The sequence below is a fragment of the Pseudomonas sp. LAIL14HWK12:I10 genome, assembly GCF_900184205.1.
Classification (GTDB): Bacteria; Pseudomonadota; Gammaproteobacteria; order Pseudomonadales; family Pseudomonadaceae; genus Aquipseudomonas; species Aquipseudomonas kermanshahensis.
The window spans coordinates 294,769-319,840 of sequence record NZ_FXWU01000005.1; the positions used below are offsets into that span (position 1 = coordinate 294,769).

At 57.4% G+C, this 25,072-nt stretch carries 24 protein-coding genes and 3 pseudogenes; 14 read left to right on the forward strand and 13 right to left on the reverse strand.

The annotated features are described in order from the left end of the window. Window positions 1-394: 394 nt before the first annotated feature. From QOS90_RS13850 to QOS90_RS13860, 3 genes and pseudogenes are all read right to left on the reverse strand, one after another. Window positions 395-889 (reverse strand): substrate-binding domain-containing protein, encoded by a 495-nt coding sequence (locus QOS90_RS13850; RefSeq protein ID WP_256577370.1) that lies wholly within the window; start codon window positions 887-889, stop codon window positions 395-397. Beyond that, a pseudogene (locus QOS90_RS13855) lies at window positions 886-1,158 on the reverse strand (hypothetical protein); the annotation flags it as partial. The pseudogene QOS90_RS13855 and the gene QOS90_RS13850, both read right to left, overlap by 4 nt. A 113-nt stretch (window positions 1,159-1,271) precedes the next feature. Then, window positions 1,272-1,826: a TetR/AcrR family transcriptional regulator gene (locus tag QOS90_RS13860; RefSeq protein ID WP_027593280.1), complete on the reverse strand. Its 555-nt coding sequence runs from the start codon at window positions 1,824-1,826 to the stop codon at window positions 1,272-1,274. 129 nt (window positions 1,827-1,955) lie between these two features. Here QOS90_RS13860 and QOS90_RS13865 point away from each other — a divergent pair, with 129 nt between their 5' ends. The 5 genes from QOS90_RS13865 (at window position 1,956) to QOS90_RS13885 (ending at window position 6,661) form a co-directional block, all read left to right on the forward strand. Beyond that, window positions 1,956-2,795: an alpha/beta fold hydrolase gene (locus QOS90_RS13865; protein ID WP_085272985.1), complete on the forward strand. Its 840-nt coding sequence runs from the start codon at window positions 1,956-1,958 to the stop codon at window positions 2,793-2,795. Between the two features lie 89 nt (window positions 2,796-2,884). After that, complete coding sequence (locus tag QOS90_RS13870) at window positions 2,885-3,967, forward strand: alkene reductase (RefSeq protein ID WP_085272861.1); 1,083 nt, start codon at window positions 2,885-2,887, stop codon at window positions 3,965-3,967. A 36-nt stretch (window positions 3,968-4,003) separates the two neighbouring features. Further along, complete coding sequence (locus QOS90_RS13875) at window positions 4,004-4,837, forward strand: alpha/beta fold hydrolase (protein WP_085272860.1); 834 nt, start codon at window positions 4,004-4,006, stop codon at window positions 4,835-4,837. A gap of 26 nt (window positions 4,838-4,863) precedes the next feature. Continuing rightward, complete coding sequence (locus tag QOS90_RS13880; RefSeq protein ID WP_027593276.1) at window positions 4,864-5,607, forward strand: SDR family NAD(P)-dependent oxidoreductase; 744 nt, start codon at window positions 4,864-4,866, stop codon at window positions 5,605-5,607. A 52-nt stretch (window positions 5,608-5,659) separates the two neighbouring features. Beyond that, entirely contained in the window at window positions 5,660-6,661 is a 1,002-nt protein-coding gene (locus tag QOS90_RS13885) for an NADP-dependent oxidoreductase (protein WP_027593275.1), read from the forward strand. 112 nt (window positions 6,662-6,773) lie between these two features. Here the strand turns inward: QOS90_RS13885 and QOS90_RS27615 are convergent, their stop codons facing one another. The 8 genes from QOS90_RS27615 to QOS90_RS13920 all read right to left on the reverse strand — a co-directional run bounded on the left by QOS90_RS27615 (window position 6,774) and on the right by QOS90_RS13920 (window position 14,448). Then, window positions 6,774-7,193: a winged helix-turn-helix domain-containing protein gene (locus QOS90_RS27615; RefSeq protein ID WP_085272859.1), complete on the reverse strand. Its 420-nt coding sequence runs from the start codon at window positions 7,191-7,193 to the stop codon at window positions 6,774-6,776. An 11-nt stretch (window positions 7,194-7,204) separates the two neighbouring features. Further along, window positions 7,205-7,840 carry a glutaredoxin 2 gene (gene grxB / locus QOS90_RS13890; RefSeq protein WP_218186928.1) on the reverse strand — a complete coding sequence of 212 codons (636 nt, stop codon included), beginning with the start codon at window positions 7,838-7,840 and terminating at the stop codon, window positions 7,205-7,207. 38 nt (window positions 7,841-7,878) lie between these two features. Then, on the reverse strand, window positions 7,879-8,631 hold the full coding sequence (locus tag QOS90_RS13895) for an SDR family NAD(P)-dependent oxidoreductase (RefSeq protein ID WP_027593273.1): 753 nt from the start codon (window positions 8,629-8,631) through the stop codon (window positions 7,879-7,881). 59 nt (window positions 8,632-8,690) lie between these two features. Beyond that, on the reverse strand, window positions 8,691-10,721 hold the full coding sequence (locus QOS90_RS13900) for a pyrroloquinoline quinone-dependent dehydrogenase (protein ID WP_085272858.1): 2,031 nt from the start codon (window positions 10,719-10,721) through the stop codon (window positions 8,691-8,693). A gap of 11 nt (window positions 10,722-10,732) precedes the next feature. Next, window positions 10,733-11,131, reverse strand: coding sequence for a glucose dehydrogenase (locus QOS90_RS13905; protein ID WP_085272857.1), 399 nt, complete (start codon window positions 11,129-11,131; stop codon window positions 10,733-10,735). 31 nt (window positions 11,132-11,162) lie between these two features. Continuing rightward, a complete protein-coding gene (locus tag QOS90_RS13910) occupies window positions 11,163-12,464 on the reverse strand; it encodes an MFS transporter (RefSeq protein ID WP_085272856.1) in 1,302 nt (433 codons plus the stop codon). 128 nt (window positions 12,465-12,592) lie between these two features. Continuing rightward, window positions 12,593-13,594, reverse strand: coding sequence for a transketolase family protein (locus tag QOS90_RS13915; RefSeq protein ID WP_027593269.1), 1,002 nt, complete (start codon window positions 13,592-13,594; stop codon window positions 12,593-12,595). Then, window positions 13,591-14,448 (reverse strand): transketolase, encoded by an 858-nt coding sequence (locus tag QOS90_RS13920; RefSeq protein ID WP_225876715.1) that lies wholly within the window; start codon window positions 14,446-14,448, stop codon window positions 13,591-13,593. The genes QOS90_RS13915 and QOS90_RS13920 overlap by 4 nt, the downstream gene beginning before the upstream one ends. A 150-nt stretch (window positions 14,449-14,598) precedes the next feature. Here QOS90_RS13920 and QOS90_RS13925 point away from each other — a divergent pair, with 150 nt between their 5' ends. The 8 genes and pseudogenes from QOS90_RS13925 to QOS90_RS27620 form a co-directional block, all read left to right on the forward strand. Continuing rightward, a complete protein-coding gene (locus tag QOS90_RS13925; protein ID WP_085272854.1) occupies window positions 14,599-15,489 on the forward strand; it encodes a LysR substrate-binding domain-containing protein in 891 nt (296 codons plus the stop codon). A gap of 164 nt (window positions 15,490-15,653) precedes the next feature. Continuing rightward, window positions 15,654-16,565: a LysR family transcriptional regulator gene (locus tag QOS90_RS13930; RefSeq protein ID WP_085272853.1), complete on the forward strand. Its 912-nt coding sequence runs from the start codon at window positions 15,654-15,656 to the stop codon at window positions 16,563-16,565. A 98-nt stretch (window positions 16,566-16,663) separates the two neighbouring features. Next, complete coding sequence (locus tag QOS90_RS13935; protein ID WP_027593265.1) at window positions 16,664-17,584, forward strand: hydroxymethylglutaryl-CoA lyase; 921 nt, start codon at window positions 16,664-16,666, stop codon at window positions 17,582-17,584. Continuing rightward, the gene (locus QOS90_RS13940; protein WP_085272852.1) at window positions 17,584-18,786 is read left to right on the forward strand and encodes a CaiB/BaiF CoA transferase family protein; all 1,203 of its coding nucleotides are present in this window, start codon (window positions 17,584-17,586) and stop codon (window positions 18,784-18,786) included. The genes QOS90_RS13935 and QOS90_RS13940 overlap by 1 nt, the downstream gene beginning before the upstream one ends. Beyond that, on the forward strand, window positions 18,787-19,311 hold the full coding sequence (locus QOS90_RS13945) for a gamma carbonic anhydrase family protein (RefSeq protein WP_027593263.1): 525 nt from the start codon (window positions 18,787-18,789) through the stop codon (window positions 19,309-19,311). It begins immediately after the preceding gene. 67 nt (window positions 19,312-19,378) lie between these two features. Next, window positions 19,379-20,695 (forward strand): MFS transporter, encoded by a 1,317-nt coding sequence (locus QOS90_RS13950; RefSeq protein ID WP_085272851.1) that lies wholly within the window; start codon window positions 19,379-19,381, stop codon window positions 20,693-20,695. A gap of 38 nt (window positions 20,696-20,733) precedes the next feature. After that, window positions 20,734-22,017 carry an OprD family porin gene (locus QOS90_RS13955; protein ID WP_085272850.1) on the forward strand — a complete coding sequence of 428 codons (1,284 nt, stop codon included), beginning with the start codon at window positions 20,734-20,736 and terminating at the stop codon, window positions 22,015-22,017. After that, a pseudogene (locus QOS90_RS27620) lies at window positions 22,011-22,125 on the forward strand (DUF4113 domain-containing protein); the annotation flags it as partial. The gene QOS90_RS13955 and the pseudogene QOS90_RS27620, both read left to right, overlap by 7 nt. Window positions 22,126-22,204: 79 nt before the next feature. Here QOS90_RS27620 and QOS90_RS13960 read toward each other — a convergent pair. After that, window positions 22,205-22,411: pseudogene (locus QOS90_RS13960) on the reverse strand (NAD-dependent epimerase/dehydratase family protein); the annotation flags it as partial. A 308-nt stretch (window positions 22,412-22,719) separates the two neighbouring features. Between QOS90_RS13960 and QOS90_RS13965 the strand changes: the two are divergent. Further along, window positions 22,720-23,466 carry an NADPH-dependent F420 reductase gene (locus tag QOS90_RS13965; protein WP_085272849.1) on the forward strand — a complete coding sequence of 249 codons (747 nt, stop codon included), beginning with the start codon at window positions 22,720-22,722 and terminating at the stop codon, window positions 23,464-23,466. A gap of 638 nt (window positions 23,467-24,104) precedes the next feature. Here QOS90_RS13965 and QOS90_RS13970 read toward each other — a convergent pair. Further along, a complete protein-coding gene (locus QOS90_RS13970) occupies window positions 24,105-25,046 on the reverse strand; it encodes a tyrosine-type recombinase/integrase (RefSeq protein ID WP_081255237.1) in 942 nt (313 codons plus the stop codon). Window positions 25,047-25,072: the final 26 nt, after the last annotated feature.

The following is a 25,072-nucleotide window of genomic DNA, read 5'->3' on the forward strand; positions in this document are numbered from 1 at the left end:
CCTCGGATATCTGAAAAAGTTTCAGTCTCAAATCTGCCCGCGCCAATCCAAGCCCTAGATGCATGTGTTGTATTGCCGTTGGGAATTCAACGGATGCAGTTGTGGGCGATCCAGTTGATGAACCGGTCGGCGTACAAGAGGGAGGAAAGATCGGGAATGGGATGAACGCCCGCGTCACACAAGAAGCCCTAGCGACCAAAGTCAAGATCTCTGATAGCGGGCCGCAAGGTGCGGCTCGTCAGCTCACATTCGGAACGAACAAAGTCTGTTTTTATGAAGCTGCTCGGCTCTCGCTGAGGATTGACAGGCGGCAGAAAGGTAACCAACCTGCGCGTGCTAATAAGAAGTAAATAATTCTCCGAGCCTCCTGCATAGCTGCCAATTCTCGGGTTGATTAGTTACGCGTCAGGCCGCAGCTTTTACGCACAATCAGCTTCGGTTTGAGTAAGAACTTCATGGCAGGGGTGTCTGGGTTCTTCAGGCGCTTCATGAGCATTTCGCTAGCAACCTCTCCAATACGCTCAGGCTCCAGGGCCACGGTGGTGAGGGGAGGGTTGCAGTATGCGGAGCTCGCGACCCCGCCACTCCCGATCAAAGCGATGTCCTCACCCGCCTTAAGTCCTCGGTTGCCCAGCTCGCTGAGCGCGCCAGTGGCAATCAGGTCGTTGTAGCAAACCACTCCTGTCGGCCGACGATCCATGTCGAGCAGGCGACTCATGCCGTCTTTGCCGCCAGCCAGGCTGATGGCAGTTTCGATCATCCAGTCCGGATTTGGGGTAATCCCGTTTTTCTCCAAGCACTCCATGTAGCCGTGCAAACGCTCCATGCTTACCGAATAGGTGCTGTTGCGCCCGACGAAGGCAATGTCCCGATGCCCGAGGTCAATCAAGTGCTGGGTGGCGAGTTGTATGCCGACGTAGTTGTCTGCCCCGACGAAGTCGGTCTCAGGTTGTCGGTCGCAGCAGCGATGAATACCAGACCGCCTGCGGTAGTGATCGGGCCGCCGTTGCTTGGTACGCCGAAACGAACTGGCAGGCCGGTTGGCAAGCCGAACGGGCCGTTCGCACGAGCAGTACCCAGCGGGTTCTGCCACAGCACTTTACGGGTGTGCATATCGATGGCATTGATCATGCCGAATGGTGGTTCGTTGCGAACCGCCCCTGTTGGCGGTTTTTTCGCCTGGAATTCAAGTAAGTCGCATTCGGATCGAACGGAAGTGGAAAGGACTCATGCTCGAGCAGTGACGCTCATGGGGAATGGATGGGCCTGCCTCAGGGCGTCAATTTGTCCATGATCTGCTCACGGCACACGCTGAGCACTTCATCAGCAAGTGGTGAGTCGTCCGGACAAGCGCGAGACAGAATCAAGGCGCCTAGGGCGTGTGCGAAGGTGTCGATGATTTCCGCACGACTTGCTTTCGGTTCGTCATCCTTGCCCTGTAAAACCTCCAGCAACTTTTCAATCCCAGCCTCGTAAGCTGCTTTGATGTCATTGGACTGTCGAGCGGCGTCTCCGCCCAGTGCCGCTAGGGTGCAACCTTTCCCTTTCTCATCGCGGTGCTTGCGGGACAGGTAGAAATTGACGAAGTCGGCGAGTTCGATGCCCTGCATCTGCTCGACCGTCTTGTTGATTCCGCACGTCGCGGATTCACCTATCAAATCCGCCTTGGATTTGAAGTGTTTGTAAAAACCGCCGTGGGTGAAGCCGGCAGCTCCCATGAGGTCTGCAACACCCACGCCGTCGTAGCCGCGCTCACGGAATAGCGTGGAAGACGTTTCCACGATATGGGCCCGGTTAGCTTGTGCTTGGGCCTTGGTGACCTTCATTTCTCAGCTCTCTTCGCTATCAAGGCAGCCAATATCATACATTGATGACGTTCATAATCAAAGCTGTTGACTGGATTGATGACGATCATCATCATTAGGCTATGTCTTCCACTGAGAGAGCAAAACGTCATGAGCTATACCCATCTCACCGTTCCGACCCGCACAGTAGAAGTAGGCGGCGACACCTTCACCTACCGTCGCTGGGGTAATCCTTCAGGTGTTCCCCTGGTCTTCATTGCCCACTTCCGTGGCGGGCTCGATCACTGGGATCCGATCATCACTGATGGTCTGGCTGCGGATCGTGAAGTGATCCTGCTGAACGGTAGGGGTGTAGCGTCGTCGTCGGGAACACCGGCCACGACCATTGAGCAAATGGCGGATGACATTGCAGCGGCCATCAAGGCACTGGGGCTGACCCAAGTCGACCTGCTTGGCTTCTCCATCGGTGGTCTGCAAGTTCAGGAGGTGGCGCTTCGTCACCCCGAGTTGGTACGCAAGCTTTTGCTGCTCGGCACCGGACTGCGCGGTGGTGATCCAACCATGGCGGAGGGGGTGAGAGAGGCCGCTTCGAACCCCGTTCCGACCATCGAAAACTTCCTGTTCCTCTTCTTCGGTCGTTCGGAAGCAGCCAAGAAAGCGGGCCTGGCGTTCTGGGAGCGCCGCAACCAGCGCGCCGATCAAGACACCCCAAGCTCGATTGATGTCGCCATGGCACAGGGCGCTGCTTTTGCAGCCTATGTCCAGTCGGCACAGGGCGAGAACCGCTTCTCTTACCTCAACGAGCTCAAGCAGCCCACCTTGGTAGTCAATGGCGTCGACGACGTCATGATCCCTTCGATCAATTCGTGGAGCCTGGTGCAGAACATCCCGAATGCCCAGCTGCTGATCTACCCGGACTCCGGTCACGCCGCTCACTTCCAGTATCCCGAGCGCTTCCTGAAACACGCTCTCCAATTCTTGGAAGAGTAAGGCCACCCCCACCTGGGCTGCTGGGAGCGCGTAAGCGTCTTCAATAGCGGTGTGTTTGAAACCTAATTCGTAGTATCGGAATGTTGAGAATGGCTGAGAAATCCGTATTTGAGCCCTACACCCTTGGGGCAATCACCCTTTCCAACCGTATCGTGATGGCGCCGCTGACGCGCAACCGAGCGGAGGAGGGCCTGCTGCCGAGCCAGTTCGCCGCTACCTACTATAGCCAGCGCGCTTCTGCAGGGTTGTTGATCACTGAAGCTACCCAGGTTTCAAAGCAAGCTCAGGGCTACCAGAACACGCCTGGTATCTTCACCCAAGAACAGGTGAACGCTTGGCGCGAAGTGACCGAGGCCGTCCATGCTGAGGGAGGTCGTATCTTCCTTCAGATCTGGCACGTTGGCCGGGTATCGCACGTCGTTTACCAGGACGGTCAACCGCCTGTAGCACCTTCTGCAATCCGAGCTGCTGCCAAGGTCTCCGTGAATAACGAACTTGTGGATGTCTCCGAGCCTCGTGCGCTTCGTATCGAAGAACTCCCAGGCATTGTCGAAGACTTCCGACAGTCTGCAGCTAACGCCATCAAGGCCGGCTTCGATGGGGTCGAGATCCATGCAGCCAACGGCTACCTGCTGGATCAATTCCTGAAGGACAGCGCGAACAAACGTACCGACGCTTATGGTGGTTCGGTAGCCAACCGGGCACGGCTCGTTCTGGAAATTGCCCAGGCGGTGGTATCAGAAATTGGCGCCGAGCGCACGGGCATCCGCATTTCGCCTGTCTCTCCGTTCAATGATGTTTCCAGCACCAACGCTCAAGAGCAGTACGACTACTTGATCGACAAGCTCAATGAGCTTGGCCTGGTGTACCTCCACGTTATTGAAGGTGTGCCGGGTGGCCCACGTGATATTGCTCCGTTCGATTACGCCGGGCTGCGCAAGCGCTTCACCAACACCGTGATCGTCAACAACGGCTACGACGTGGAGCTCGCTTCCTCTCAATTGACGTCAGGTCAAGCAGATCTGTTTGCGATTGGTCGGCCCTTCATCGCAAACCCTGACTTGGTCGAGCGATTGAACTCCGGTGCTGCGTTGGCAAGCTTCGACCCCGCGACACTCTACGGCGGCGGTGCAGCGGGTTACATCGATTACCCCGCACTGGAAAACGCTTAAGCCCAGCGCGTCTATCTTCAATTCGAGATCATTGATATGACCCAGTACATCGCCGCACCCAACCAGACCCTCGAGATCGATGGTGTTGCCTTCGCTTACCGTGAGCTCGGGCGCAAAGGTGGCGTTCCCCTCATCCTCCTGAATCATTGGGGAGCCGTTCTCGACAACTTCGATCCACGCATCGTCGACGAGCTGGCTAAGCATCACCATGTAATCGCCACGGACTATCGCGGCATTGGTTTGTCTGGTGGTGTCGCGCCGCTTACCGTCGCAGAAATGGCCCGCGATTCCGTGGCGTTTATCAAGGCGCTGGGCTTCGACAAGGTCGACCTCTTCGGCTTCTCGTTGGGTGGCTTCGTTGCTCAGGAGATCGCGATCACCCAGCCTGGCCTGGTGCGTAAACTGATCCTGACCGGCACCGGCCCTGCCGGGGGCAAGGACATTGACCAAGTCGCCGTGGTTTCCATGCCGCTGATCCAGAAGGCGATGTCCGAAGGAATTGATCCGAAGACCTATCTCTTCTTCACGTCGAGCGAGGCGAGCCAGCAGGCTGCTAATGCTTTTCTGAATGCCATGCTTGAACGCCAGAGCGACCGCGATCTTCCTGTCACTCAGGAAGTCTTCGGTCGCCAGCTTCAAGCCATTCAGGCCTGGGGGCAGCAAGCTCCACAGGACTTGTCTAGCCTGGATATTCCGGTGCTTATCGCCAACGGTGACCAAGACATCATGGTTCCGTCCGCACTTAGCAGCGATATGGCAGAGCGCATTTCTGGCTCTACGCTGGTTATCTACGAGGATGCTGGTCACGGAGGAATTTTCCAGAACCATGCTGACTTCTCTTCGAAAACTCTCGCATTTCTTCGTGACTAAGACAACCGCAGCCAGGAGTCGGACAAATGAGTCAGCCTACTGCAATCGTGTTCGGTGTTGGCACTACCCGAGGTGTCGGGGGAGCGGTCTGTAAGCGTTTTGCCCAAGAGGGGTATCACGTCATTGTCACAGGCCGAACTTTGGAAAAGATCGAGGAAGTCGTTGCAGACATTCGGAGTTCCGGCATAGGGAGCGCCGAAGCGTTGCAGACTGATGTCACCGTCGAAGAGCAAGTCATCGCAGCGTTTGATCTTGCGATGTATCCAGGCGCGGGCCGAGCCCCTGCCGACGTCGTGGTGTTCAACGCGGGCAATAACGCCCTGATCGATTTCACTCAGCTCACAGCCAGCCAGTTCGAGGACTTTTGGCGAGTAGGCTGCTACTCGGGCTTCCTCGTTGGCAGAGAAGCAGCCAGGCGGCTGGTTCCTTTGGGTCGTGGCACCGTGATTTTTACCGGTGCTTCAGGAAGCTTGAGGGGCAAGCCTGGCTTTGCCCACTTTGCCGCCGCCAAGGCGGGATTGCGGATGATCTCTCAAAGCATGGCACGCGAGTATGGGCCTAAGGGTATTCATGTTGCTCATGTCGTCATCGATGGCGGCATCCTGGGTGACCGACTGCGAAATGCTGCCCCGGCCAGGGTGGAGAGCATCGGGTCAGAAGGGCTGTTGGGATACGAGGCGATTGCTGAGAACTACTGGACGTTGCATTGCCAGCCACGATCCGCCTGGACTCAAGAACTCGACCTTAGGCCGTTCAAAGAAAGTTGGTGATCGCCTGATCACCTGCACTTCGGGCACCTCTACATTTTGGAATTTTGAAGATATGAAAGCGTTTCTGATTGATCGCTACGGCAAAGACGTCGTTGGTGATATCACTGAAGTTCCAGAGCCAAAGGTGGGTGATTTCGATGTTCTCGTTGAGACCCACGCTGCAAGCGTGAACGTTCTTGATATCAAAATTCGGAAGGGCGAGTTCAAGTTGATGCTGCCTTTCAAGATGCCCCTGATCTTGGGTAACGATGTCGCTGGCATCGTGAAACGGATCGGTGGGAAAGTCAGCCGCTTCCGGGTGGGCGACGAGGTGTACGCACGTGTCGGCCAGGCGCGTATGGGCGGCTTTGCGGAATTCGTGGCCGTCAACGAAGCGGCAGTCTCGCCCAAGCCTACCAATCTGAGCATGGAGGAGGCGGCTTCGCTGCCATTGGTGGGCCTCACAGCCTGGCAGGCTTTGGCGGAAATGGCCAAGGTTCAACCAGGGCAAAGGGTTCTGATTCATGCCGGTTCCGGTGGCGTCGGTAGCATCGCCATCCAAGTCGCCAAGCACCTGGGAGCATTCGTCGCAACAACCACGAGTACCGTCAATGTGCCGTGGGTAAAGGCGCTGGGTGCCGATGTGGTGATTGATTACAAGACCCAGCATTTCGAATCGCAGTTGAGTGATTACGATGTCGTGCTCAGTGGGCTGGGCGGTGATGTTCTCGAAAAATCCCTCCAGGTACTGAAGCCAGGTGGTCAGTTGATTTCCATCTCTGGCCCACCTACCCCTGAGTTTGCTGAGCAGCTTCGCCTTTCCTGGTTGTTCAAGCAGGTCGTGCGTTTGATCAGCCGTGGGATCAGGAAAAAATCTGAGCAGAAGGGCGTCAGCTACAAGTTTCTGTTCATGAGGGAGAGTGGTGCGCAACTGGCTGATCTGGCCAAGCTGGTTGAGGCTGGGGTTATCAAGCCTGTAGTGGATCGCACCTTCCCATTGGATTCGACGCGTGATGCTTTGGCATACGTCGCGCAAGGCAGAGCCAAAGGTAAGGTAGTGGTGAAGGTGAGGTGATCACCTGGGCGCAAAGGGGAGCGAAAGCTCCCCTTTGTCGGCTAGTCGCTTGTCTCGTCATCCGAGGCTCGGCATCTCATTCTTCAGAGATTCACGTACCCAGTAGATTGGCTCAGAAGCCCCTCTCAGTCCGTAGTGACGAAGATGACTCAACCCCCCGAATGGTTAACCCTCTACCGCGTAGTGTCCTGATTTCGAACGGCGCTTGTAGGGCCTTAAGCACTTTTCTCAGATAACAAATTTGTACTTCTATGATCTTGGTACCGGGATTGAACTGGTATCCCCAAATTTCCTCATAGATCGTCGTTCGGCTCACGACGTTTTCTTGATGGCGAAGAAGCAATGTCAAAAGGCGGCAAGACGTGGCCTTGAGCGGAAAGTGAAGATCTTCGAATCTGACAGTCCGCGTGCTTGCATCCACGATGAGCTCACGTACGGGCGTCGTGAAAGCTTGCTGATCTTCAAGATGTCCTAGGTAGGAATTGCCTCCCACGCCTTTCTGGGAGCTTACGCTGGGCTCTAAAATAGCCATCTATCTGTTGGTCAAGCAGCTTGGTTGAAGAGCAGGGGAACGCCACATGCCTCACTCAATCGATGCATGTAATCGCGCACTTGATCTGGGAATTCAACGGTTCGAACGATGGAGAGCGATCGCAATACGGGCCAAAGCGTCACATCGTTGATGCCGATTGTTGTTCTGTCCTTAACCAGCGGAACAAGGTCGTTGATCAGAGGTTGCAGTTCCGCCACCAGCTTGGATGTGGCTCCACGCAAAGCCTCCAGATCCCCGAAGGCTTGTTCCTCCCGCAGCCGGTACGCCTCTCTTGCCATTGGCGTGTTGATTTCTGCGAAGTCTGCCTGGACGAAGCGTGGTATGAATAGCTTGAGTGCCGTGGGCCAGGCTTCTTTGACCCAAGCGTCCAAGGTTGGGTCTTGCGGCGCCACCAGTACTGTCGGGCCGATGCCATCGAGATATCGCACGATATCTAGGCTTTCCCCAATATGGCTGCCGTCTTCCTTCTGCAGGATCGGCACAGCCTTTTTTCCAATCAGGCGCAGGGGCGTTTCGGCATCGCTCTCCATGATGACCTGAAGCATCACCGGGAGACTCTTGAGTCCAACGATCATCCGAGCACGCGTGCAGAACGGGCAATGTTCGTAAATATAGAGTTTCATCATTCAAATTTATCCGGATTACTGCCGTTGGGCCTGGATGCTCAGAACTGTACTGAGCGTGTCAGTCCGCCATCCACGAGCAAGTTTGTGCCGGTGGTAAAGCTTGCAGCAGGGCTGGCCAGGAATACGACTGCTTTGGCTACTTCATCGGGTGTAGCCATGCGGCCCAACGGGTTTTCAGCTAGGCATTTCGCGAAGGTTTCGGGCTGGTCGCGCTCTATGTCACCCCATACGCCCTCAGGAAAATATACGTTTCCTGGGGAGACAGAGTTCACCCGAATACCTTCGCGCGCATGGCGTGCAGAAAGCGTTTTACCGTAGTGCAGCAAGGCTGCTTTCAATACGCCGTATGGCTCGGCGAACATATCGACTTCGCGGCCCGATACGCTGGAAATTAGGACAACCGATGCGGCTTGCGATTCACGCAGGGCGGGCAAGGCGGCTTTGACCATCGTCGCACTTCCCAGTAAATCGGTGTCGAAGGCTCGCCGCCATGTCTGCAAGTCATCTCCGCCAGCCAGAGCGCTCACGTTCGGCACGACGATATCGATTCCTCCAAGACGCTGCGCTGCATCCGTGACCCAGGCCTGCACCTGGTCGGGCTGGGTGACATCAACGGCGGTACCGATGGCGTCATGACCGAGTGCTTGTTGCGTCGTTTGGAGGCCTGCGGTACCCCGAGCACAGAATGCCACCTTGGCGCCCTCATCGAGAAACAACTTGGCAATTGCCCGCCCGATACCCCTGGAAGCTCCGCTAACCAGTACGCGTTTACCTTGCAAGCCCAAATCCATGATCAAACTCCTCTGTGAATCAGTGTCAAGACGGGGCCCAAGTGGGCCCCGTCAAGGCATTACTTACGCAGCTTGTATGCGATGATTTCGTCGCTGGTGCCGGTTTCCATGAAGGCGTGGCCAGACGCTGAGACGAGCACATACTGCTCGCCATCAACCTCGTACGAGATCGGGTTGGCTTGGGCGCCCGCCGTCAATGCGTCTTCCCACAGCACCTCACCGGTAGTCGTGTCGATGGCTCGGAACAAGTTGTCAGTCGCCGCGCCGACGAAGGTGAGTCCACCTGCGGTGACCACCGTTCCGCCATTGTTCGGCAAGCCGATATTCAGTGGCAGATGCGACGGGATGCCGAAAGGCCCGTTGCGACGCGCGGTACCCAGCGGCTCGTCCCACACGGTCTTGCCGGTATCCAGGCTGATTGCACGAATTCCGCCATACGGTGGTGCCGAGCACGGTACGCCGGTGCCCCAGTTACGCCATCCCGCATTCACACTGATCGCGTAAGGCGCGTTGACCTGCGGATAGGTCGATGCTCCACCTTCGCCCTTGCCCGATTTGCTGCCAGCCTTGTTCAGCGAGGTCTCATCAACCTTTGGCGCATAGATAGGTTTGAGCCCCATCTTGTCTGCCTGTTCACGCGGTATGAGCTGGTTGAGGTTAGGAATGTCGTTGTAATTGGCGATTAGCAGTCGTCGAACTGGGTCGATCGCGACCGAACCCCAATCGGAGCCACCGTTGTAGCCTGGGTATTGAATCCAGGGACGATCCACCGATGGCGGCGTCAGGTAGCCTTCGTAGTTGGCCTGGCGGAACTGGATGCGGCACATCAACTGATCGAGTGGTGAGAAGCCCCACATGTCCGCTTCGGTTTTCGGCGCCTTGCGTAGAGTGTGCCACTCGGAGGTAGGTTGAGTATTAGCCAGGAATTGGGGTTCAACGGAGCCGCCTTTTGGTGCCTTGACTTCACCAATCGGAACCAGAGGCTCGCCAGTTGCGCGATCCAGGATGTAGATGTCACCCTGCTTCGTCGGCAGCAGCACTGCAGCCACTGGTTTTCCGTCCTTATCAGGGAAATCAAGAAGGGTTGGCTGACTGCCCAGATCATAATCCCACACATCATGGCGGATGGTCTGGAAGTGCCATACGTCCTTGCCCGTCTTCACGTCGACGGCCACCAGTGAGGTCGAATACTTGTTTTCTTCCTCGCTACGGTTGGAGCCGAAGTAATCAATTGAGGAGTTGCTGATCGGCAGGTAGACGTAGCCAAGCTGCTCATCGCCCACTGCAGCCGTCCACATATTCGGGGTGCCACGGGTGTAGGTGCTGCCTTCGGCTGGGCCATGAACGTTTTCAGGGTTACCCAGATCCCAAGCCCAGGCCATTTTCCCGGTGATCGCGTCGTAGCCGCGAATCACCCCAGAAGGTGCATCCTCGTCCTGACCGTCGCGGATTTGTGCTCCCGTGACCACCACGCCATTGACGATGGTAGGTGGCGCTGTAACCGCATACCAGCCGGGGACTTTTTTGCCCAGACCTTCCCAAAGATCTACGGTGCCGTTTTGCCCGAAGTCCTTGCAAGGCTCGCCCGTGCGCAGATCTACAGCTACCAGCCTCGCATCCAGTGTCGCTTCTACCACACGGCTGCGGCATTGTGCGGACTCAGGGATCTCTGGCGCGGTATACACCGCTACGCCGCGGCATGCTGCTGCGTGAGGAATGGCCTGATCAGGAACTCCAGGGTCGTGACGCCAGTTTTCCTTGCCGGTTGCAGCATTGATCGAAATAAGGATGTTTTTAGCAGAGCACATCAGCAGGTCGTTGCCGACCTTGACCGGGGTTGTTTCAGGCGAGTACCGACTGCCAGGATTCGGCAAGTCCCGTGTGTGATACACAAATGCGCGCTCCAGGCGCCCGACGTTTTCCGGGGTAATCTGCTTGAGTGGGCTGAAGCGCTGAGCGTCGTGATCGCCGCCATAGAATGGCCAATCGCTGCCGACCTGCGGCATCTGCTGAGCTTGAGCGAACTGCACCTGAAGCGCGCAAGAAACGGCGAGCGCCAGTGCGCTTCTGCATTTGACTGATAGGAACATGACAAACCTCTTTACGCAGCAGAGCGGGGGGTGCGACGCAGTGACGGCGACACGGCAAGGATCAACAACAGGATGACGGTGATTGCCACAAGACGTGGTACAAGCCCCCACCAGTTGAGTCCGACTTCCCATAAAGCCCAAATCAGCGTCAGGCCCCAGATCACGGCGAACAGGTACACAGCTTCTAATCGTTGCCTGCACAGCAGAACAGCGGTTACTACGCATCCCGCCCCAGTGAGGGCGTAATACCAGCTACCGCCCAAAGCCATCAGCCATACGCCTCCGCCAAAAAGGGCCATGCCAAATGCCCCCAGCGCCAGGGCTAACACGACGGTCGCCAGCCGCCATTTCCCGCTGTGACCAGCCGAGGCCCGGCCGTTGCTGCGGGATTCACTACTACGTTGATTCATGACGCCACTACTTCCTTCATTTGCTATTGATTCAGGCCACGGCCTGTTTGCCGGAGGCTGTAAAGCCGATGGGCCGACGTGTGCAGAACATCGAGAGGATTGAGCCGATCACAAGTAATGCGCCGACGACGACGAAGGCCAAGGCGAAGCTGCCAGAGCCGGCCACCACGTAGCCAGTCACGATCGGAGCGAGGAGACCGAACAGATTGCCGACTGCAGTGATAAAGCCAGCTGCAGTGCCGACATCGTCTTCCGAGCGCACCAGATCGTTGACCAGCGAGAGGTTCAGGGAAATCGCTGAGGCACAAGTGGCTAGCGAAAGCGTGATTACGAAAAGAATTGCCCAGGTATTGTCGATTGCAGGAACCAGGAAGATGACCGAAGACGCCAGCAAGACGCTGGCAACGACCATGCGCCTCTGTCCCGATTCTGCGGCCCCTGGGCGCATCACTTTGTCACTCCAGCGACCAATGACGATGGCAAGAATTGCAGCGCCCAGATACGGAATCGCGGTGTAGATACCGCTCGACATCACCGTCAGACCTTTCTCGGCTTGCAGATAGCTTGGCAACCAGGTCAGGAAGAAGTAGGTGGCATAGACCGCACATCCATGGGACAAGGCGATGGCCCACATGCTGCTAGAGCGAGCGAGGCCTTTCAGACCAAGGGAAACAGTCCGGGCAGGGTCTGCACTGGAAGAGACGCTGCCAGCGGCAATTTCTGCGCGTTCGGCATCCCCCAGCCACGGCGCTTTAGCGGGATGGCTGTACCACTTCAACCAGGCAGCCAGCCAGACGAAGCCCAATGCACCGGCCACGACAAATGCGATGCGCCAGCCGAATGTACTGATCAGCCAGCCGAAACCAATGGCACCAATGGCCGGCCCAACCAGGCTGCCGCTGTGGAAGACCGCAGTGGCCATACCGCGCTCTTTAAGCGGCATCCATTCGCGAATGACCCGGGCACCGGCGGGGTAGGTGGTAGCTTCTCCCATGCCCATGATCAGCCTGCAACTGAGCAAAGAGATGAAACCAGTCGACAATGCAGTGCAGGCCGTTGCAACCGACCAAACACCGATCCCATAACCATTAACCTTCTTGGGGCCGAAGCGGCCCACCAGATAGCCCATGGGGATGAGAGCGAGGAAATAGAGCCACACGAACGATGAGAAGAGGTATCCCATCGCAACTGGCGAGATATCGAATTCTTCCTTGAGGACTTTGGATGCGACTGAGAGCGAGACCCGGTCGACGTAGTTGATCAAGGTCAGGGTGAAGAGAAACGCATAGATCCATACACGTTTTTTCTTCAGGAGACTGGTGCCTTTTTGCATCGCCATCACCTTTGTACTTATTGGGACGATCCAGAGGAGTATCGGGCTGTACGGCACGAGCCCGCTCAACGAGCCCAGGCAGAAGGGCGTTCAACGTGAGCGGGTACCACCGTATGGTCAGAGAATGGTCAGCCTAGCCAGCGCTGAATGTTGGCGACCATGACGTCTTTGGAGATGCCGTAGCGGTCGTGCAATGTCGGCAGTGCGCCTGCATCCAGGAACTGATCGGGCAGCGCAACGTGACGTACTTCAGGCTGTACGCGGGCCTGCAACAACGCCATGGCGATGGCCTCACCCAGGCCGCCGATTTGAGTGTGGTTTTCCGCAATGACCACCAGACGGCCTTCGCGCCGGCATTGCTCCAGGATGGTCTGGACATCGAGCGGCTTAATTGTCGGAACGTGCAAAACGGCGGTGTCCACTTTGTGCTTGGCCAGTTCGTCTGCGACTTCCAGAGCACGCATCGTCATAAGGCCGGAGGAAATGACCAGCACATCGTTGCCATCTCGTAGGAGCTGGGCTTTACCGAGTTCGAATCGGTAATCGTACTCGTCGAGAATCAGCGGTACCCGCCCACGAGGCAGGCGCATATAGACAGGGCCGTCGTGCTCGGCGATCGCGGCCACGCACTGCTCGGTTTCCAATGCATCGCAAGGATCGATAACCATCATCTGCGGAATCGCGCGCATCATCGCCAGATCTTCTGTAGCCTGATGGCTCGGGCCGTACCCAGTCGTCAAGCCCGGCAGCGCTGCGCAGATTTTGACGTTCAGGTTTTCCTCAGCGATCACTTGATGAATGAAGTCATAAGCGCGTCGGGTGGCGAATACCGCGTAGGTGGTGGCGAAAGGCACGAAGCCTTCCTTGGCCATGCCGCCGGCAGCAGCCATGAGCAACTGCTCAGCCATGCCCATCTGCAGGAAACGCTCTGGATAGCGCTGGGCGAAAATGTGCAAGTCAGTGTACTTGGCCAAATCTGCAGTCATGCCGACAATGCGTGGGTTCTTTTGGCCTGCCTTTATCAAGGCGTGGCCGAACGGTGCTGACGTGGTGCGCTGACCCTCGCTTGCGATAGAGGCGATCATGGACGAAGTGGTGAGTTTCGGCTTTGTAGAGGAGGCGGCGTTCATTGTGGGCTCCGGGTCGCATAGATCTCGTCGAGGTCTGTAAGTGCTTGCTGCCACTCCTCGGGCTCGACCCTGATGAAGTGGTTCTTGTCCCGCTGCTCCAGGAAAGGCACACCCTTACCCATTAGCGTGTCGAACAGGATCACGCGAGGTTTGTCCCCCGTAAAACCGCGAGCAATGTCGAACGCCTCGATCACGGTTTGCAGGTCGTTGCCGTCTACACGCTGTACATGCCAGCCAAACGCTGCCCATTTATCGACCAGGGGTTCGAACTGGAGGATGTCATGGGAGGGGCCATCAGCCTGCTGGCGGTTGATGTCTACCAAGTTGATCAGGTTGCCCAACTGATGATGCGATGCCGACATTGCTGCTTCCCACACCGCCCCCTCATCCAGTTCTCCGTCGGACATCGAGTTGTAGACGAAGGCATCGTTGCCCTTCATGCGCAGAGCAAGAGCTTGGCCTACCGCGATCGCCAAGCCTTGACCGAGTGAACCACCCGAGATCTCCATGCCGGGCGTATAGGTCGCCATCCCGGACATCGGCAGTCGGCTGTCGTCGGAGCCGTAGGTTTCTAGCTCTTCTTCTGGAAGAACCTCTGCTTCCAAGAGGGCGGCGTATAGAGCAATGGCGTAATGCCCGTGTGACAGTAGGAAGCGGTCACGACCTTCCCATTCCGGGTCATCAGCACGAATATTCATGGCGTGGCAGTAGGCGACAGCAAGCACGTCGGCCCAGCCCAGCGCCTGGCCCACATAGCCTTGGCCTTGAACCTCTCCCATGCGCAAGGCGAAACGCCGAATACGCCACGCGTGTTCCGACATCCTGGCCAAAAGCGGGTGGTGAATCTCGGTCATATTGTTCTCCATTGGTGACCAGCGATCCGGGTTTACTGACGCAACCTATTCATCAGTCAGCAACCGTATTGGGTAATGCCCTGATATTCATGTAAAAATAGTGGCTCGACAAAAGGTTTAAATTCGTCAACTAATGAACTGGATTCATCAATGAAGCTTTTGAAACGGGTGCCTCTCCCTGCCCTCAGAGTTTTTGAAGCAGCGGGTCGTACCTGCTCTTTTGTCGAGGCAGCAAAGGAGCTCGATCTTTCCCCGAGCGCGGTCAGCCATGCGATTCGCAAACTGGAAGCGGCCGCAGGACTTACCCTCTTCACGCGGAACACGCGCCACACATCCCTGACGCTAGAAGGCGCCATGCTGCTGGATCACGTTCAGCGCGGGTTCGAAGAAATGAGTCGAGGCCTTGCGATCGCGACCAACGAGCCTGCGGTACCTCTACGTCTGCACACGGCGCCCACCTTCGCCAGCCAGTGGTTGGTGCCGCGGTTAGCGAGTTTCCTAGAAGACCACCCAGGAATTGATCTGCGTATTTCAGCGAGCACAGACTATGCGCTGTTCGATAACGATGATTTCGACCTGGACATCGTCTACGGTGAGCCCAGACCGTCGCCTCATGAGAAGACGCCGCTGCGCATCGAGGAGTTAACACCGCTGTGCAGCCCGGAGGTAGCCAAGCATCTGCGCACCCCTCAGGATTTATATTCTCAGTTCCTAATCCAAAGCGACGGTCAGTCCGTCCAGTGGAGAGGCTGGTTTGCAGCGAATGGAATGCAGCCACCGAGTAACTACGGCTTGGCGTTTGACCGGAGCTCTATGGGCATAGCTGCTGCTGCAGGAGGTCTGGGCGTAGTACTTGAATCTGATTTGTTAGCCGAGCAGGAATTGGCGAGCGGTCGCTTGGTCAGTCCGCTTCGCCATGTCAGCAATAGCGTTCGGTACGTTGGTCACTACCTAGTGCATCCACGCCGACCTAGGCAGCCCCATGCAGTTTCTCAGTTTAAGCAGTGGATGTTCAAAGCACTATCGGCTCAAGCAATTTGAGCTGCCGAAGCCCAAGGCGTTGACGCTGGAGAATCAGACGGTGTGCACTGGCTTCTTGGAAATCCCCGCCGGCGGAGTCAAGCTAAGGCGATGAAGGAAATGCAAGCACCCTGGCTCAGCTGCTGCGGCAGCTATGCTCGTCGTCTCTAGTAGTGGGAAATGTGATGCAGCACCTCGATCACTTATCGTTGCACCTGTTCGTAATCATTTGCGAAGAAGGCACTATCGCCCGAGCCAGCGAGCGTGCATACATGGCGCCCTCCGCTGTCAGCAAGAGAATCTCGGACATTGAGGCGCGCTTTGGTATTACTCTGCTCAAACGCAGTAAGCGTGGCGTCGAACCTACCCCGGCGGGTGTCGCACTTTTGCGCCATGCACGAGGACTGACCCGCGCCATCGAATCTCTGCAAAGCGAACTGAGTGAATACGCGGACGGCGCACGCGGGCATGTGCGTGTGCTAGCCAATGTCTCGTCGATCATGGAGTTCCTTCCCGAGGAATTATCGGACTTCATGCTCGACAATCCGTTGATTCAGGCGGATATCGAAGAACGCTTCAGTCCGGATGTGGTGCGCGGGGTAGCGGAGGGCAATGCAGACCTGGGCATCTGCCGCAAGTCGATGGCCGTTGGCGACCTGGAGTTCGTGCCGTACCGGCAGGATCATCTGGCCGTGGTAGTTGGCGCCGATCACCCGCTGGCCGGGCGGGGCAGTATCGCGTTCGAAGAGACGCTGGATTACGAGCATCTGGGTTTGTCTGCATTCGCCACGCTCAATACCTTCATGCGCAACAGCGCTGAGGCGGCGGGCAAGGAATTGCGTTTTCGCTCGTACGTGTCGTCCTTTGACGCGGCCTATCGTCTGGTGCAGTTCGGCCTGGGCCTCGCAGTGTTCCCGCAGGAGGCGGTGGCGCGCTATGCGCAGCTGTTCGACCTGAGAGTGATCCCGCTGACCGATGACTGGGCGCTTGGCGAGTTCGTCATTTGCATGCGCGACCGCCATGCCTTGAGCCTGTCTGCGCGTCGCTTGCTCGACCATTTGCTGCTGCGTGCGCCGGCTTGGCAAACACGGAGCTGATCCATCGCGGCTGACGATGGATCAACCCGTGAAACACGTCTTTTCTGCCTGTCGTCCTGCTCTTAGTCTGGCCCCACGCTTCAGACAGAGAGACCGCGATGACAACAATAACAATCAACGAAGTCGGCATGCGCGATGGCCTGCAAAGCCTGCACACGGTAATGCCGACTGCCGCCAAGCTGCGCTGGATCGATCGCGCCTATGCCGCTGGCGTGCGCCATATGGAAGTTGCCTCGTTCGTGCCGGCCCGGCTGCTGCCGCAGATGGCCGATGCCAGACAGGTGGTGGGCCATGCCCTGACGTACCCCGATCTGCTGGTAACGGTGCTAGCACCCAACCTGCGTGGTGCGCAGGATGCGCTGGAGTCAGGCGCCCAGCGTATCGTCGCGCCGGTATCCGTCAGCACCGCCCACAGCCTGGCCAACGTGCGCCGTACGCCGCAGGAAATGGTCGAGGAACTGGGGCGCATGTGCCAACTGCGCAACGAGCTGGGGCGTCACGATGTGCAGATGATCGCCGGCATGTCGGTGGCCTTTGGCTGCACCCGCCAGGGCGATGTGCCATTGGCCGACCTGTGCGAGCTGACCCGCCAGGTGATCGAGGCGGGCTGCGACCTGGTCTCGCTGGGCGACACCACCGGCTACGCCAACCCCGGCCAGGTGGCTACTGTGATCCAGGCCGTTCGCTCCATTGCCGGCGAGCGACTGCGTGCCGCGCACTTCCACGACACCCGTGGCCTGGCCCTGGCCAACAGCCTGGTGGCGGTGCAGCAGGGTATTCGCGAGCTGGATGCATCGCTTGCCGGCCTTGGCGGTTGCCCGTTCGCACCAGGTGCGTCGGGCAATACGGTGACCGAAGACCTTGTGTTCATGCTGCAGAGCATGGGTTTTGACACGGGTATCGACCTGCCAGCGCTGATCGCTTCCCGCCAGCTGCTGCGCGAGGTGCTGCCGGATGAACCGCTTTACGGCGCTATTGCCCGCGCCGGCCTGCCGCTCAACTACCGAAGGAACGCGTAATGTCCAGACTCCCCTTGGACGGCATTCGTGTCGTCGAGATTTCGCACATGGTCATGGGCCCCACCTGCGGCATGATCCTGGGTGACCTGGGTGCCGAAGTGATCAAGATCGAACCCACCCGCGGGGACGGCACTCGCCGCTTGCTCGGGGCGGGGGCGGGGTTCTTCCGCACCTTCAACCGCAACAAGCAGTGTATCGCCGTCGACCTCGACACCCACCAGGGCCGTGAGGCGGTGCTGACGCTGATCGACAGCGCCGACGTATTCATCGAGAACTTCAAACCCGGGCGCATGCACACACTGGGCTTCGACTACGCCACGCTGCGCCAGCGTAATCCACGGTTGATCTATGCCTCGCACAAGGGCTTCCTCAGTGGCCCGTACGACAACCGCCTAGCCTTGGACGAAGTGGTGCAGATGATGGCCGGCCTGGCCTACATGACCGGGCCGGTGGGCCGCCCCTTGCGCGCCGGCAGTTCGGTAAACGACATCATGGGCGGCATGTTCGGCGCCATTGGTGTACTGGCCGCGCTCAACGAGCGCAACACCACGGGTGTCGGCCGCGAAGTGCAGAGTGCACTATACGAAAACTGCGTATTGCTCGCGGCCCAGCACATGCAGCAGTACGTGGTGACCGGCCAGGCAGCGGCGCCGATGCCCAACCGCATCAGTGCCTGGGCGGTCTACGACGTGTTCACCTTCGCGGGCGGCGAGCAGATGTTCGTCGCTGCCACGGGTGAAGGCCAGTGGCAGGCCCTGTGCCAGTTGCTGGGCCAGACCGCCTTGCTCGACGACCCGACCTTGGCGACCAACAATGACCGGGTATTGCAGCGGCCGCGGCTGCTGGCGCATCTGGCCGAGGTGTTCGCCAATCTCGATGCCCAGCAATTGGCTACGGAACTGGAGGCGAACAGTATTCCGTTCGCGCCGATCCGCCGCCCAGAAGAACTGTTCGACGACCCGCACCTGATCCAGAGCGGTGGCATGGCGAACCTGCTGCTGGAAGATGGCAGCAGCACGCCGATGCCCTTGCTGCCGCTGTCGCTGGATGGCCAGCGCCTGCAGCCGCGCCGGCCGATCCCGCGGATTGGCGAACACACGCACAAGGTCATGCGCGAGCTGGGCTATAGCGATGAACGCATCGCCGAGCTGTGTGCGGCGGGGGTGCTGAAAACCGACGACCCGGCCCAGGGAGTGCACTGAATGGCCATCTATCGATACGACACACTGACCCCGACCCTTCACCCGGAAACCTTCATCGCCGAGGACGCCACGGTAATCGGCGATGTCACCCTGGAGCAGGGCGTGAGCGTGTGGCCGCAGGCAGTGTTGCGCGGTGACAACGAGCCGATCCGCATCGGCCAGCACAGCAATGTTCAGGAAGGGGCGGTGCTGCATGCCGACCCAGGGTTTGCCCTGACCGTGGGTCGCAACGTCACCATCGGCCATCAGGCCATGCTGCACGGCTGCAGCATCGGCGATGGCGCGCTGGTCGGGATCCAGGCGGTGGTGCTCAATGGCGCGGTGATCGGCCGCAACTGCCTGGTCGGAGCCGGCGCCATAGTCACCGAAGGCAAGGTGTTCCCCGACAACTCGCTGATTCTCGGCGCGCCGGCCAAGGTGGTGCGTGAGCTGAGCCCCGAAGCCGTCGCCGGCATGCACGCCAATGCCGCCGAGTACGTGCGCAAGGGCCAGGCCTTCAAGGAAAAGCTCGTGCGCATTGGCTGACACGTTGTACGCGGCGCCCTCAACGGGCGCCGTCGCTCTCCAATAATTACAAAAATGGAGATTCACCATGGTTGCCTTGACTGGCGAAGTGGCGCGCGAGCGCGCCGACAGCCACATCGACGAACTGCTGCTTTACCGCCGCGTGGCTTGGCGCATCATGCCGCTGGCCATCATCTGTTTCCTTTTTTCCTACTTCGACCGCATCAACATCAGTTTCGCCAAGACTCAGATGCAGGCTGAGCTGGGCCTGAGCGACGCCGCCTACGGACTGGCCGCGAGCATGTCCTTCATCGGCTACGTGCTGTTCGAAGTGCCGAGCAGTTTGGGCCTCAAGCGCTACGGGGCGCCGGCCTGGATCTGCCGGATCATGGTGTCGTGGGGCCTGGCCACGGCGGCCCTGGTATTCGCCTACACCCATTACACGCTGTATTTCCTGCGCTTTCTGATCGGAGTAATGGAAGCGGGTTTCGGCCCGGCGATCCTGTTCTACTTGGCCTGCTGGTTCCCTAAGAAACACTTGGCAAAAATGAACGGCTTGTGGTTCCTTGCCGTGCCCTTGGCCGGGGCGGTGGGCGGGCCGGCTGCGGGCTTCCTGCTGGGAACCATGGATGGTGTATTGGGCCTGGCGGGCTGGCACTGGCTGTTTCTGATGTCGGGTTTGCCATGCGTGCTTCTGGGGCTGCTGGTGCTAAGGAAGCTTGACCGCGACATCGAGTCGGCCAGATGGCTTAGCCGCCAGGAGAAAGACCTGCTGGCGGAGAACTTGGCTCAGGACAGGCGCGTGCAGAAACCAATGCTGGGGTCGATCTGGCAGGTGCTGCTGACCCGCGAAGTGGCGATCATGGCGTTCATTTACTACGTGGTGAAAACTGCTTCCTACGGCCTGAACTTTTGGATGCCACACCTGATCAAGTCGTCCGGCGTGCGGGACATGCTGTGGGTCGGCGTGCTGTCGGCATTGCCGTATGCAGTGGCCTGCATTGGCATGGTGTGGTTGACCCGCCGATCCGACCGTACGGGTGAGCGCAAGCGCTACTTGGTGTACTGCCTTCTGGCCGCCGCTTGCGGTTATCTGCTGGCTTGCCTGTACTCCGACTCGTCGGTGGCCATGATGGCTGCGCTGGTGCTGGCCACCGCAGGCACATTCATCGCCATCCCGATCTTCTGGACAATTCCCCAATCGACTTTCTCAGGGCTGGCCATCGCCACGGGCACTGCGGCGATAAACTCGGTCGGCCAACTGAGCGGCATCGTCGCGCCGGTGATGGTTGGTAAAATCAATGACCTTACCGGCAGCAGCTACATGGGCATGCTGTCGATTGCACCGCTGATCCTGATCGCTTGCCTGGTGGTGATGCGCTGCGTCAGAAATCCCAAGGCTTGAACAACAGCGCTTTCCAACAAGAAAAACAAGGCGTAACCATGAATGTATCCTCCTCCCGGCGGGCATCGCTGATGCTCGCGGCGCTTGGCTGCGCGTGCCAGGCGGCCCAGGCAGGCTTTGCCGACGACGGCAAGGGCAGCCTGGAGCTGCGCAACCTCTACTTCGACCGCGATTTCCATGGTGATACCGCCAGCCAGTCGCGACGCGCCGAGTGGGCCCAGGGCTTCATGCTCAAGTGGCAGTCCGGTTATTCCGATGGCGTTGTCGGCTTTGGCCTGGATGCAGTCGGTATGTTGGGCATCAAGCTAGACTCTTCGCCCGACCGCAGCGGCACCGGCCTCTTGCCGCGTGGCAGCGACAAGCGTGCAGCGGGCGACTACGGGAAGGCAATTGCCACGTTCAAGGCGAAGCTGTCGCAGACTGAACTGCTGGTCGGTGGGCTAAGCCCGCAACTGCCGCTGCTAGCAGCGAACTACAGTCGCCTATTTCCGCAGTGGTTTAACGGGGTGCAATTGGTCAGTAAGGATCTGGACGATTTCACCTTCACCGTTCTGCAGGTGAATGCGACCAAGCTGCGCGACTCCACCGATTTCGAAGACCTGACGGCAATGGCGCAACAGGGCGCCTACCCAGCGACGGTGAGCAGTGACCGTTTGTATTACGCCGGGGCGGATTACCAGCCGCTGAAGAACCTCACCGTGAGCCTGCACACCAGCGACCTCGAAGACCTGTTCCGCCGTGATTTTGCTAGTTTCAAGTATCGCGTCGCTGCGGGGCCAGGTGAGGTATTCACTGAGTGGCGCTGGTTCAACGCCCAGGATCAGGGTAGGGCGTTGCTAGGGGAGGTGGACAGCCGCACCCTGAGCACCAACTTCGGCTACAACCTGTTCGGCCATACCTTCAGCGGCGGCTATCAGAAAGTCAGCGGCGATACCGCTTACGCCTATGTGGGCGGCACCGATACCTACCTGTTCAGCGAACAACAGGTCAGCACCTTCGCCCTGGCCAAAGAGCGCGCCTGGATGTTGCGCTATGACTACAACTTTGCTGCCTTGGGCATTCCGGGTCTTACCTTTAACGTGCGATACGTGAAGGGTGACCAGGTTGATCCGCAGCGCATTGCCACAGCAAAGGGCAGGGCGCTCAAGGCGCGCGGGGGGGAGGGCGAGGAATGGGAGCGCACCACAGACATCACTTACGTGGTGCAGTCAGGATTCTTGAAAAACTTATCTCTACGTTGGCGCAATGCAAGCATGCGCTCTAATTTTGCCGATGCAGCAGACGAGAATCGGTTGATCCTTGGCTATGTGATCGAGTTCTGATGACATTGCCGTATCCCTCGGACGACACACGTTTGCTGACAAAGGCAGCGCAGGAGGGCGTGGAGAAAGGGCTTTCGCTACAGTAAGGCGGAAGTTCTGATACTTGAATTCGACGTATCGCTCAAGAGATCTGCTCTATGCATCCAACGACACTAGACGGACGCTATTTTGTCGTCGAAGGTCAGCCTATGATCGTCGTCGCCCCCAGGCTCTTCAGATACGCTTCTTCTTCGCTGGATTTTCCGGTGGCGGCAGTGACGGTGTACCCAGCAGCTGCCAGAAGGCTGATTGCGAAGCTACCGACACCACCTGTGGCGCCTGTCACCAGCACGGGGCCATTGGCCGGCTTCAGTCCATGGCGTTCCAACGCCATCATGCAGAGCATGGCGGTGTATCACACGCCTTGATGGAAGAGGTTGAGACCTTCTTCAACGGCTTGGCGATGCTTGATCACAAGCTTCGGTCGCTGAAGAGCAGTGTTAAATCGAGTCTGCGACTGGCAGTGCATCCCGCGTATGGAAGTTTCCTGGCTCCAACGGCCATTGCACGCTTTCGTCAGAAGTTCGATGTGCCTGTATTCTTTGAGGTGTGCAGCTCAGCAAGCGCTTACCAACGGGTACACTCCACCTTTTGGTGGGTACTTACCATTATTACATCAGCCGCCTAGAATCGGTGCAAGCAAACGATTACTGAGGCTTAACCATGAAAATCGGCATCATTGGAACGGGTAACATCGGCGGCACCATTGCTCGTAAGTTAAGAGCTGCTGGCCATGAGATTCGCGTGGCAAATTCTGGAGGTGTCAACGGCGTTCGTGCATTCGCCGAAGAAATCGGAGCAGAGCCTGCAGACATTCGGGGCGCAGTGGACGGCGCGGATGTGGTAGTGCTGTCGATACCTCTGCCAGCATTGAGCGCACTCCCTCCTGACCTATTTATCTCCGTACCGGATAGCATCCCTGTTGTGGATACCAGCAACTACTACCCTGGTTTGCGTGACCCGCGCATAGCTGAAATTGATCAAGGGATGACGGAAAGCGTTTGGGTGACGAAGCAGATTGGGCGACCGGTAATCAAGGCTTTCAACAATGTGCTCGCGTACACATTGGCAGAGCTGGGCGTTCCGGACGGGACACCAGGTCGTTTGGCAGCGGCGGTAGCGGGTGATGATGAGAAAGCCAAAGAAACAGTGATGACTCTGGTAGATCAGGTTGGCTTCGATCCGGTTGACGCAGGCTCGCTTGAGGAGTCCTGGAAGCAACAGCCGTCTACACCAGGCTATTGCTGTGATTACGATGCTGAGACTATGCGCAGAGCTTTATCAGCAGCTATCAGGGGGCAGGCAGCCGCTAAACGAGATCAATTGCCTGAGCATTTCAAGTGGCTCGGGCCGAACCCGACCCATGGCGACGTGATAGCCATGAATCGATCATTCAATCCACTCGACTAAGGTTTTTTGCTGAGCATGGAGCAAGCTCAAGAATGACTGATCGCTTGAGACGATGAATGACTCCAGCATTGGGGTAACAACTTTACAATCTCACTTGCCCGCTGTGTCGGCAGCCGAGTCCGCCAGTACCATCCATCAAAGGCAGCAGCGGACTCTGAGGGGTAATATCTGAATTCTGACTGCGCCTGAACTGGGCGTAACGACGGAAATACGCCGCGAACTGAGGATGCAAAGGAAAGCGCAGGCGAGGAGACGCACTGTCAGCCTACCTTAAAAAGAATAAATCTTAAGCCATTGCTTTACATGGCTTTTTTGAAAAACACAAAACACCAAGCTGGGATATAGGTCAGATTTTCTTCTTTTTATGCGAGAAATGCACGAAATTACTTTTTATGTCCTCAAGGATAAGGCCTGTCGAAGCCCCCCAAATCTGCCTGTCGTCAGAATTAGTCATGGAGGGTTTTGAGTCGACCAGTGAGTATGCGAAATGGCATGATGTGCCTACTTTTATTGGATCGTTTTCAATCATATCGAACCGGGCTATATGGCGTACAAAGACTAGAGCAGCCGCGGTTTTTTGCAGCAGGTATGGGGGATTTGACCGAAGTGATGATGGGATTATCCAGGAATCGCTTTAGCTAAAACTCAGCCCATTCAGATCCCTGATCTCCCGATTGGTCGTACTTTAACGTCGAAGAAATACTTTTATGCCCGAGTGCAATTTGAGCGGCGCTTAAGCCATATTTGTGTGAAAAATCCATAGCGAATGTTCGCCTTGCGTCGTGAGGCCCCAAGGGACAGATGCCCGCTTCTAAGCACCTTGACCTTAGTGCGCTATACAAACCATCCGCCGTAAGATTTCCCAGTATTCTCCCGCTCTTGCTGACACGTTGGAGAATACAATCGCCACAGTCGATATGGTTGCCTGACTCCTCCAGCCAGTTGATCAATGGTTCGTGTGCCCAGTTGAGTAGACGACGGGAGGTTAGTTTTCCTTTGTTGAATATTTGCAGCGATGTATTTTTCAAATCCACATCATGACGCCTAACTGCGCTAGCCTCTGCTCGACGTAAACCCGCTCCGAAAAGCAAAGCAACCATGGCGCAATCCCTAAGTGCGAGGAGGTAACGTTCATCGTTCAGGCAGCTGCGCATTAAATTTACAATGGTGTCGGAGTTGACATAGACGCCACGATAATCTCTCAATTGTTCAAACTCAAATCGAAGCGCATCTACTTCTCGGTACTGTCTGTCAGTGATGAGGCCTTGAGCCATACAGCACCGAAGTATTTTTCGTACTGCAATCAGCCTCAGCTCTATTGTGGCTGTAGAGTATTTTTGTTTCCACTCACTGACTAATGAAATAATGCTGGGGGCGTCCAGCCTTTGCCAAGGTACGCTTTCAAGTCGTGAGTCGTCGTAGCCAATGTCGCGTGCAAGGTACTTAAGACAGTTAAACATCGTCGTGCGACTGTCGCCGATAAAGTGTAAAAAATATTGCTTTAAAGCCTGCTGAGCGAAGAAGATGTTTTCAGGAAGAATTGAGTGGTCCAAGTCATTGGGGTCGATTGGGTTTGCCATGCGAGGATTCTCCAAACGCGGCGGTT